Source organism: Parapedobacter soli (assembly GCF_025460835.1).
GTDB lineage: Bacteria > Bacteroidota > Bacteroidia > Sphingobacteriales > Sphingobacteriaceae > Parapedobacter > Parapedobacter soli.
This window is the reverse complement of record NZ_JAMXAY010000051.1, coordinates 23,178-32,359: the sequence shown is the minus strand read 5'-3', so window position 1 is coordinate 32,359 and position 9,182 is coordinate 23,178. Positions and strand designations below refer to the sequence as shown.

The window sequence follows — 9,182 nt, the reverse complement described above, 5'->3', positions numbered from 1 at the left end:
AGCTAAAATTCGATTACCCACACTATCCGTCATAGAGCCATATTTATCATGCAGTCCTTTTCCGGAGAGCACCAAAGGTTTTATTTTCGTGATGCGGGTAAGCTTTGTTTTCTCCTGCTTGGCTTCCTCTATGTACCCAATGTATTCGCGTTGCCTGCCGGGTGTCAATGAGTCGAAGGCCTCTTTGAAAGGCTTATCCGTATCCAAGACCAGCTTCAGCGTCCCTTCGGGCTTCAGTTGTTCCGTCTTCTCAGGTCGAATCCCCTTTCCGTCTTTGATGGTTTGTATCGATTCCTCGATATACGCCAGAATTTTCTTTTCGTCCATTTGGTCCACATCGGTAAACCGCCATTGCCGCTGAGCTTTCGTTTTCCCTTCAGTGGCATTCACCAACACCTGATACCTATCTTCCAAGAACACCCCATTATAGAACCATAGGGAAAAGAAGTCTTTGAAGCCGCTCCAGCCGATAACGTGTTTACCGTGGTAGGTATAGATGTCGTTACCCCATTTAAATTCCTTTTCCAGCGGAGCTTTCGAAATTAGCTGGGCCATAAATTCGTTGCATTCCGCCCATTTTGCCCGGTATTTCCCCCAATCCGGGGTCTTCCTATCTTTGAGCTTTTCCACATTGTACTGGACGATGCGAGCAATCAATCGTTCAGGAACGGGACCATCCAATGGAATCTGGACGGCTCCTTTCGAAGTTCGGTAACCTTCCAAGTCTGCTGTAAATGCTTCGATTGCAGCCGACCCGGGGTATAACCCCAAATGGTTCTTATTCATTGCGAAATGAATCAGGTTCCCATTCAACCGGTATGTAGGCATCTGGTAGCTAATCGTCTCTTTGGCGTGCGATGGCGCAGCATTTTTGATGATCTGTCGGACATGCTCGAGAATGCGTTGGGAATCGGCATCAAACCCCGCAATGTATTCGTCGATGTTGGAAAATTTATGTATCATGACTTATTCTTTCATGAAATCAAATGCACCCTTCCGTAAATTGATGCCATATTCCAAATAAGCTTTTAAGCAGGCCAGAAAGTTTGCCCAACCTTCGGATTGCCCAATTGCTTGCTGTATCCCCGCATCGTCCTTCTTCATTTGGCGTTCCACTATACGCACTACGGTTGCACCGCTCGGTGTGCTTTCCAATGCAATTTCCACCAGCATCCCTTCCACGCCGCCGCTCCAATCGAACGAAATGTATTCATAGGGCCTGATTTGCTTCCCCAAAACGGGAAATCGATCATCAAATTCGGGGAATTTCCAATGTACTTCTTTACCTGTCTCCAACCTACCTGTCGAGTGCTCGATGAAATATTTGTTCATCTTATCCGGCGAAACAATGGCTTCGAACACCTCTGCTGCCGGCTTTAAGATTTGGATGGTTGCTTTTGCCGTCAATACATCTTCCATGATCTGTAATTTTATACCAAGGTCGTAAATCCATATGGAATTTGAAAGGTTCTTTATCGAATCCGTTCGCTGATCAGCCGGTAAAGCGCTACCAATGCAGGATCTTCCCCCAGCAGCTCCAGATGCTTCTCCATGGTTTGTATATCGTTCCGAATGGCAGGCCCGGTCTGTACGTCCTTAGGCTGGTGCTCCATTACTTTTTGGGCAGTCTCGAGGATAAGGGGCCGGATAAGATCGAAGTCCAAGCGATGGGTATCAAGTATATCTGCGGCAATAGCGTAGAAGTGGTTGGCGAAATTACATGCAAATACAGCGGCGACGTGCAGCGACAAGCGCTGCCTCGAATCGCAGTGAAAAACGCGCTTGGAAAGGTCATTGGCCAACGCCTCCAATCGTCCCAAGGCCGCTTCTCCCGAAGCTTCTACCGCAAGGGGGATTGCGGAAAAGTCGACAGCCTTTGCTTTCGAAAAGGTCTGTACCGGATACAGCACACCATAGTCGGCAGCATGCGCCGCCAACACCGTCATAGCTACGCTCCCCGCGGTATGCACCACCATACCCCGCAACGCAGCCGGCAATTGCACAGCCACGGTTTCTATGGCATCGTCCTTTACCGCAATGATATATAAGTCGGCATTCGCATCGATTGCGTTAAGGTCGGCTATCGTCTCGGCACCCAACGTTTCGGCGAGGGCCCGTGCGTGGGCCAATGTGGGGCTGTAAACCTGCTTAATGCGATGGCCTGCCCCGACCAACGCCCTACCGAGATGGGTTGCCACATTACCGCTACCAAGCAGTACGGCCTCCATCAGGCTTTCTGATGTTTGACTTCTTTGTTGCGGCGTATGATGGATAGCAGGAAGCCGATTGTCATCACGATAGCACCACACCAAAAGAAATTGATGTACGGAAATTTGATAGCTTTGAACACCACCCACCGTTTCTCAGGTATGGGCTTCTGGTACACCATCAACTCCAGTTTATCTTTCTGCGGCATGATGTTGCTGAACCTGAACCTAAGCCCCTGTTCTTCCACATCCTTGAAAAGGTCAAATGTAGAGCCCCCACGTATAAAGAAAACCGGTTCGGCACTATATGTTTCGCCACTAGCGGCATGTACTTTAATCTTCAAGCCAACGATGATGTCGTCTTCATTACGCGGGATGTTCTGAACTGTCGCATTCCGGTTGATTCCCTCCACCACAATATATCCGTTGCGGTACCGCAGCGTATCACCGATGTTGGTTTCATATACCGCTGGCTCCTCGAAGTCTTCAAAGCTGCCTTGTGAAGCATCACCCTGCGCTTGGGTATGCGAGTCGGACATCGCTGCGGTAATAAGCGTATAGATATCGTGGGTCAGGTAGTGCCGCGTATCCGGCGTACCGATCAGCCCACCCATTTCCGGGTTGTTCTGTGCAAATGGCCGCAGCTGGAAGCTCTCGGTTACCCGGCCGGTCTCCTCATCAACTTTCTCGTAATTGATTTTGTAATACACATTGGGCGGTGCCACGCTATCGCCCACGTAGGTAATGCGGTAATCGCCCATCTGTACGGGCTCTCCTTCGGTAAGGAAGAGGTTATCGCCGGGGTTCTCCACTTGGTCAAAGCCTGCCACGGCAATATAGTTGGCGCTATTTACCGAAATCACCTCATTGGTTGCCGCAGCCACGAGGGCACCGATAAGCAACAATCCAAAGCCGATATGGGCCACCGCGGAGCCCGTAAGCTTCCATTTACCACGGATAGCCTCGCCCAGTATCTTCCCGTTGGCCACAATGGTATACGTAGCTGAGAACGTGATCAGGATATACATGAAATTGGTGTATACGCCAGTGACATATACCACGATAGCAGCAATTACGGCAGCTATTGCCAGTGAAATGATAGCGGTAGTGAAAAACTGGCGGACATTGGTCCGCTTATATTTCATAAACTGGGTGAACGCGGATAGCAATGCCACTACGACGGCAAAGCCGGCCTGCCACTTATTGTAATGCTGTATCGGATCTATGGGGGGAGCTACGTCTGTGCCAAATATTGCATTGAAGACGGGCACCGAGGTAGAAGCAATGATCTGCACACATGCCACAGTCAACACCAATGCGCCGATGAACAGCCAGAACTCCCGTGAATAGATATCCTCCTCTTTTTGGTGCGACGGCATCTCGCGCTTACGGGTCACCAGGAAGTATACCATCACGCCGAGGAAAATCAAATTAAACGCCACCAGTTGCCAATACAATCCCAAGTCGGTAAATGAGTGCACCGAGGTCTCGCCAAGCACGCCACTGCGTGTAAGGAAAGAGGCGTAGATCACCAATACGAAGCTCACCAAAGCGAGGAAGGTAGCGGTGAAGTAAGAATGCCCTGAATTTTTATAGGCCACCATCACGTGTACGGCGGCTATGAGTGTGAACCAAGGGATAATCGACGCGTTTTCTACCGGGTCCCAAGCCCAGAACCCTCCGAAGTTGAGTGCTTCATAAGCCCAAAAGGAGCCCATGATGATTCCGGCGCCCAAGGTCATCACCGCGAAGAGTGCCCATGGCAAACCCGGGGTAATCCATTCCTTATAGCGCCGCGTCCATAACCCTGCGGTAGCATATGCAAAAGGAACGATCATAGCGGCAAATCCCAGAAATAGGGTAGGAGGGTGAATAACCATCCAGTAATTTTGCAACAAGGCGTTCAGCCCGGTACCGTCTGCAATCATCCCCAGGTAATTCGGGTCAGAAAAAATCGGTGCTTCTACCGCGTTTCTCAACAGGATAAAAGGCGAACTTCCCACACGTTCCCCAAATACAGCGATACCGATCAGCATCGATCCCAACACCGCCTGACAGAGCATCACCACCGTCATCACCGGCCTTTCCCAACTCTTGGCTTTAAACAGCAACACACATCCTAGCAGCGCCTGCCAGAACATCCAGAGCCAGAAACTTCCCTCCTGCCCTTCCCAGAAACTGGAAATAATATAATGAGTAGGCAATGATCTTGACGAATGGGCCCAGGCGTAATGGTACTCAAATAAATGATTGTAAATAATGTAGAATAGGCAACTGCCAATAGCAATTACCGAGACTAAGTTGACCCAGAAGGAGATCCGTGCAATTTGTAACCACGAACGGTCCTCTTGTTGCTTTGTGGCAAAATAGTACGCTACGCATGCCAACAATGCAGAACCAAAGGAAAGGATGACAAAGAACTGCCCGATTTGACCGGGCAGAAGGCTCTCGCCTACATAAGCTATATCCATCTACGTATACTAACGATTACCGGTTGCTGGCATGCCTGGCACGGTGGTGCTAGCCGTCGATGCCTCTATCACTTCTACCTCATCCTCATTATATTTGGATGGGCATTTCATCAAAATCTTACTCGCATGGAATTCGTCGCCCACCATCTTACCCGTCAGCACAATCTGCTCGGAACGCTCGATATCCTGCGGTTTTGCGCCACGGAAAACAACGCGGCATTCCGTGCTGTCATTGTCGTACATGTAAAACGAAAAATGGTTGGCGTCTACCTTCGGCTCGTAATGTAAGTCCTTTTCTTTGTTGAGTACCCCCACCACGTAAAGCTCCGTTTGCTTCTCTTTCGCTTCGGTGAAAGTCGAGTAAGTACTCGAATCGGTGTATATCACCACAATCATGGCAATGGCAATCGCGATAATGATGATACCTATTACTGAACTTTTCTTCATGTCATTACCCCCCAATGAATTAATACCGGAATGCAAAATTACGAATTGCAAAATGAAGGTACGAATATTGCAAGCTATTGGAGTCATTTAGAACCGTTCTAAACACTACATGTGGAAAAATGTGTATGTTTGCTTTCGGGACGATTGATTATGCTAACTGAATAATGACCAGCCACCTACATCGCATTGGGAAAATCTGTACCGCTGCGGCTTTGTTGTTTGCGCATGTGGCCTGTATTGCACAGCACCGTCCCCGTACCGAATTTAACTTCCGCAATGACAATGATCTTTATTTACTCAATAAGCAAGACCAATACTATACCAATGGGATATTCCTTAATATCCGCAAAACGGTAGACAGCGCCACGTTATCTACCAATGAAGCCAACCGGGTATGGGGGCTAACCATCGGGCAGAAAATGTACAATGCCTACACGGCCAATATCCGTTATATCGAGGAGGTTGATCGGCCCATCACCGCTTATCTTTTTCTCACCGCCAATTTGGATCGCTATTTTGCTAGCGAACGGTTCATGTCGGTCAGTGCCGAGATCGGCACAATAGGCAGCCGTGCCCTCGGTGAGCAGTTTCAGGAAAGCATACATAAAGCATTCCGGCTTTACGATATCGCTGGCTGGCAGTACCAACTGGAAAATGCCTTCGGTGTAGACGTTGCCGCACATTATGGCGGGTTACTTTACCGGAATCCAGCCCAATGGTTTGACGTGTCGGGGCAGGCTGCTGCCACTCTGGGTCTCAACCACACCGGTGTTTCCGTTGCGCCTGCTTTTCGAATCGGCCGCATCAATCCGTTCCACCAATCTGCCTATACATCGAGTAGACTCCAGTCGCGAAGCACCGCTGTTGCCAAAGAGCTTTTCTTGTACTACCGCCCCCAGTTGCATTTCGTTGGCTACGATGCCACCCTACAAGGAGGGATGTTCTTACACAATAAAGGTCCGGTTACCTATACCCCTGCACGTTGGGTATGGTATAATCATATCGGCGTAATGTATGCAAAAAACGCACTTTCCCTCCATTTCAAGTATATTTTCTATACCAAGGAAGTCCCGGGGATGTTTTTCCGCCACCGTTATGGGTCGGTAGGTTTGGGGTATCGGTTTTAAAACCAATCTTTCTTCCGGTTGATTTTCCGCAGTGCCTGACGCCGCTTGGCGTCGAGGCGTTTCTGCACGGCCGCTTTGGAGGGCTTGGTCGCTTTGCGTGGCTTCTCGGTCTTCAGGGCATTCGAAAGCAACTCGACGAGCTTTTGGATTGCGAGTTCCTTGTTACGCAATTGGCTGCGGGTTTCCTGGCTACTGATCTGCAGGAGGCCTTCCGCCTGCAGGCGATTGGATAAGCGTTTCCGGATGCGTGCTTTCTCTTCTTCGGAAAATATGGTTGCTGCGGCAATATCGAACAGCAGGGTAACTTTGGTTTCCACCTTGTTGACGTGCTGGCCGCCGGCACCTCCGCTCCGCGATGTTTGGAATTGCACGAAGGGCAGCAATAAATCAGCGTCAATCCGTTCAATCAGCGTCATCCGTCTTTAATCCCCTATCTATATTCAACCTGCTTTTACCACCAGCAAACCGCCCAACCAGCATCGCCGCCACATTATCACCCGTGGCGTTGAGCAGTGTCGCCATGGGGTCGACCAGCGTGCCAATGATCATTACTGCCGGAATCGCTTCGGTAGGGAGCCCATAAACCGAAATCATCAGCATTTCGCCGATATACCCCCCATTCGGGATACCACCGGCCACGATACTTACCAATACGGTAATCCCCAAAGCGGTGAGGAGGGTTGTAGGCTCAAAGAAATCCCTGCCGATAAGTACAAAGGCCACGTAAATCTTGACAATGCTCGACATGGACGACCCATCTTTATGCAATGTGGCTCCCAACGGGATGACCACGTTGGCCACAGCAGGGGGTATCCCCATTTTGGGAGCTACCGATAGGTTTATAGGCATGGTGGCGATGCTGCTACAGGTTCCGATAGCCGTGGCCGACGGCAGGATGTTGTTTTTCCAAAACCGCGTGATACCCGGCCGACCGCCTGCAATATAGGCGTAGATAGTGAAAAAGACTACGAAATAAAAGGCTCCAAGCGCATAATACAAACCCAATGGTTTCGCATAAAACCCGAAAAGCTCCGGCCCGATGGTACCAACTTGGTATGCAAAGTAAGCCCCCAGGCCGACAGGGGCGATCTTCATGATCATGAGAAGCAAATGTTTCATCACTTCATTGCCAGACACCAGGAATTTACGGAAAGACTTACCTGCGCTTCCGGCCCGCATGGCGGCAATACCTACGAGGAACGAAAAAATGACGAAAGCCAGCATATTCTCCCGCGATAGTACCTTGTAAAACTCGTCTACTGTAACAAACCGCACAAGCCTATCACCCCACGTATCGCCCGGGTTGCCTTGGAAAAGATCGTTACTGGCTTCCTGCATTGCCTGGGGGGCATCTACTGGGAAAAACCATAACGCAATGATGGTACATACTGCCGCGATGATAATTGTTCCCAGAAACACGCCAGCCATCGCCGAAATGATACGGCCCAATTTCTGTGAGCTATCAATGTTTGCAACGGCCGATGCGATAGCGAAAAACAGCAGGGGGATAACCGCGGCAAACAGCAGATTGAGGAAAATATCACCAAGGGGTTTGAGCCAAACCACCGTCCCCGGGAAAAATCCACCAATGATGCTTCCCACAACAATACCAAGCAATAGCAGTAAAATGCTACCGTAATTTGCTAGGAATCGGGGTGATTGTCTTTCCATATTTAGGCAGCTAAAGTAAAGGAATTTATTTTAAGTTTGCACCACATGGTCGAATTTGTTATCACGTCTGACGGTTCCAAAACACTATACCATCCGCGCATCGGCGAGCATTACCATTCACGCCACGGCGCGGTGCAGGAAAGCAAGCATGTGTTCCTCGGCATGGGACTAAAGCATTTCATGTCTCTACACCATCCACCAGCGGTCACTGTGCTCGAAATAGGGTTTGGCACAGGACTTAATTTTCTGCTGACAGCGGACCACTGCCATGCGGACGGTTCCGACCTTGATTACACGGGCGTAGAAGCGTATCCGTTACCGGCCGACACGCTGGCCCAAACCGGATATGGTGATTATGTGTCTCCGGCGTTGTGGCAGTCCTTCCTCTCCCATTATAAGGATTGTTTAACGGCTCCGCAAGTAATCGGAGAGGGTTGCGTGCTGCAGATCGCCCCTTGCCCGGCACTGGAGTTCACTACCGAAAAGCACTTTGATGTCTTGTATTTCGATGCCTTTGCGGCGGTACATCAACCGGAGATGTGGACGGAAGAAACATTACGGCATGTATGTACTTTTTTGAAACCGGGTGGGGTGTTTGTCACCTATGCCATTACCGGCAATCTCAAACGGGTGCTGAAATCTTTCGGGTTCACCGTAGAAAAAGTACCCGGAGCACCTGGTAAAAGAGAGATGCTCCGGGCAACCAAAGAATAAATCGTACCGATTAATGCCCGTGCGTACCGTCAGGCCCGTGCGAATGTCCGTGGGACAGCTCCTCTTCCGTGGCTTCACGGACGGACAATACTTCAATAGCGAAATGCAGGTTCTGCCCGGCCATTGGGTGGTTCAGATCTACCACCACCGTTTCGGGGCTTACTTCGGTTACTTTACCACGGAACTGGTTACCCTGATTGTCCTGAAGCGGTAAAATTTCACCAACGGCGGGAAGGCCGCTTTCCTTAAACATGTCGGCTGGCAGCGGTGCAATGGCTTGTTCATTGATTTCGCCGTATGCGTCTACGGCAGCCAATTCAAAATCTTTGGTATCCCCAGCTCCCAAACCAGCGATATTTTCTTCGAACTTCGGTAACATCATGCCCACTCCGAACAGAAAGTCCAGCGGATTGTCTTTGCCGGCTTCTTCGACGAAAGTTTTTTCACCATCTTCAACGGTGTGGAGTTTGTAAGTCAGCGTTACCACGCTGTTGGGTGCTATAGTCATTTGTTTAAAGTTATGGCCGCACATTACACGACCTGTT

The 9,182-nt window shown here is 49.8% G+C and carries 10 protein-coding genes; 2 read left to right on the top strand and 8 right to left on the bottom strand.

Annotated features, from left to right (window positions below):
• From NGM62_RS17715 to NGM62_RS17695, 5 genes are all read right to left on the bottom strand, one after another.
• Positions 1-963 (bottom strand): DUF1801 domain-containing protein (locus tag NGM62_RS17715; protein ID WP_262249621.1); only part of this gene is annotated, 963 nt, incomplete at its 3' end.
• A 3-nt stretch (positions 964-966) separates the two neighbouring features.
• A complete protein-coding gene (locus tag NGM62_RS17710) occupies positions 967-1,419 on the bottom strand; it encodes an SRPBCC domain-containing protein (protein ID WP_262249620.1) in 453 nt (150 codons plus the stop codon).
• A 53-nt stretch (positions 1,420-1,472) separates the two neighbouring features.
• Positions 1,473-2,228: a Rossmann-like and DUF2520 domain-containing protein gene (locus NGM62_RS17705; RefSeq protein ID WP_262249619.1), complete on the bottom strand. Its 756-nt coding sequence runs from the start codon at positions 2,226-2,228 to the stop codon at positions 1,473-1,475.
• A complete protein-coding gene (gene ccsA / locus NGM62_RS17700) occupies positions 2,228-4,678 on the bottom strand; it encodes a cytochrome c biogenesis protein CcsA (protein WP_262249618.1) in 2,451 nt (816 codons plus the stop codon). Before ccsA ends, NGM62_RS17705 begins: the two co-directional genes overlap by 1 nt.
• Positions 4,679-4,687: 9 nt before the next feature.
• Positions 4,688-5,125, bottom strand: coding sequence for a cytochrome c maturation protein CcmE (locus NGM62_RS17695; RefSeq protein WP_262249617.1), 438 nt, complete (start codon positions 5,123-5,125; stop codon positions 4,688-4,690).
• 164 nt (positions 5,126-5,289) lie between these two features.
• Here NGM62_RS17695 and NGM62_RS17690 point away from each other — a divergent pair, with 164 nt between their 5' ends.
• Positions 5,290-6,252 carry a lipid A deacylase LpxR family protein gene (locus tag NGM62_RS17690; RefSeq protein ID WP_262249616.1) on the top strand — a complete coding sequence of 321 codons (963 nt, stop codon included), beginning with the start codon at positions 5,290-5,292 and terminating at the stop codon, positions 6,250-6,252.
• Here NGM62_RS17690 and arfB read toward each other — a convergent pair.
• On the bottom strand, positions 6,249-6,668 hold the full coding sequence (arfB, locus tag NGM62_RS17685; RefSeq protein WP_262249615.1) for an alternative ribosome rescue aminoacyl-tRNA hydrolase ArfB: 420 nt from the start codon (positions 6,666-6,668) through the stop codon (positions 6,249-6,251). The genes NGM62_RS17690 and arfB overlap by 4 nt on opposite strands.
• The gene (locus NGM62_RS17680; RefSeq protein WP_262249614.1) at positions 6,655-7,923 is read right to left on the bottom strand and encodes a dicarboxylate/amino acid:cation symporter; all 1,269 of its coding nucleotides are present in this window, start codon (positions 7,921-7,923) and stop codon (positions 6,655-6,657) included. Before NGM62_RS17680 ends, arfB begins: the two co-directional genes overlap by 14 nt.
• Before the next feature lie 45 nt (positions 7,924-7,968).
• Here NGM62_RS17680 and mnmD point away from each other — a divergent pair, with 45 nt between their 5' ends.
• Positions 7,969-8,637 (top strand): tRNA (5-methylaminomethyl-2-thiouridine)(34)-methyltransferase MnmD, encoded by a 669-nt coding sequence (gene mnmD / locus NGM62_RS17675; protein WP_262249613.1) that lies wholly within the window; start codon positions 7,969-7,971, stop codon positions 8,635-8,637.
• Between the two features lie 10 nt (positions 8,638-8,647).
• On the opposite strand, the gene NGM62_RS17670 is transcribed toward mnmD, so the two are convergent.
• The gene (locus tag NGM62_RS17670; protein ID WP_262249612.1) at positions 8,648-9,145 is read right to left on the bottom strand and encodes an FKBP-type peptidyl-prolyl cis-trans isomerase; all 498 of its coding nucleotides are present in this window, start codon (positions 9,143-9,145) and stop codon (positions 8,648-8,650) included.
• Between the last annotated feature and the right edge of the window lie 37 nt (positions 9,146-9,182).

Bases quoted from the DNA above. Each gene is read 5' to 3' on its own strand.
- NGM62_RS17710 (WP_262249620.1), bottom strand. From the start codon at position 1,419: ATGGAAGATGTATTGACGGCAAAAGCAACCATCCAAATCTTAAAGCCG.
- NGM62_RS17705 (WP_262249619.1), bottom strand. From the start codon at position 2,228: ATGGAGGCCGTACTGCTTGGTAGCGGTAATGTGGCAACCCATCTCGGT.
- ccsA (WP_262249618.1), bottom strand. From the start codon at position 4,678: ATGGATATAGCTTATGTAGGCGAGAGCCTTCTGCCCGGTCAAATCGGG.
- NGM62_RS17695 (WP_262249617.1), bottom strand. From the start codon at position 5,125: ATGAAGAAAAGTTCAGTAATAGGTATCATCATTATCGCGATTGCCATT.
- NGM62_RS17690 (WP_262249616.1), top strand. From the start codon at position 5,290: ATGACCAGCCACCTACATCGCATTGGGAAAATCTGTACCGCTGCGGCT.
- arfB (WP_262249615.1), bottom strand. From the start codon at position 6,668: ATGACGCTGATTGAACGGATTGACGCTGATTTATTGCTGCCCTTCGTG.
- NGM62_RS17680 (WP_262249614.1), bottom strand. From the start codon at position 7,923: ATGGAAAGACAATCACCCCGATTCCTAGCAAATTACGGTAGCATTTTA.
- mnmD (WP_262249613.1), top strand. From the start codon at position 7,969: ATGGTCGAATTTGTTATCACGTCTGACGGTTCCAAAACACTATACCAT.
- NGM62_RS17670 (WP_262249612.1), bottom strand. From the start codon at position 9,145: ATGACTATAGCACCCAACAGCGTGGTAACGCTGACTTACAAACTCCAC.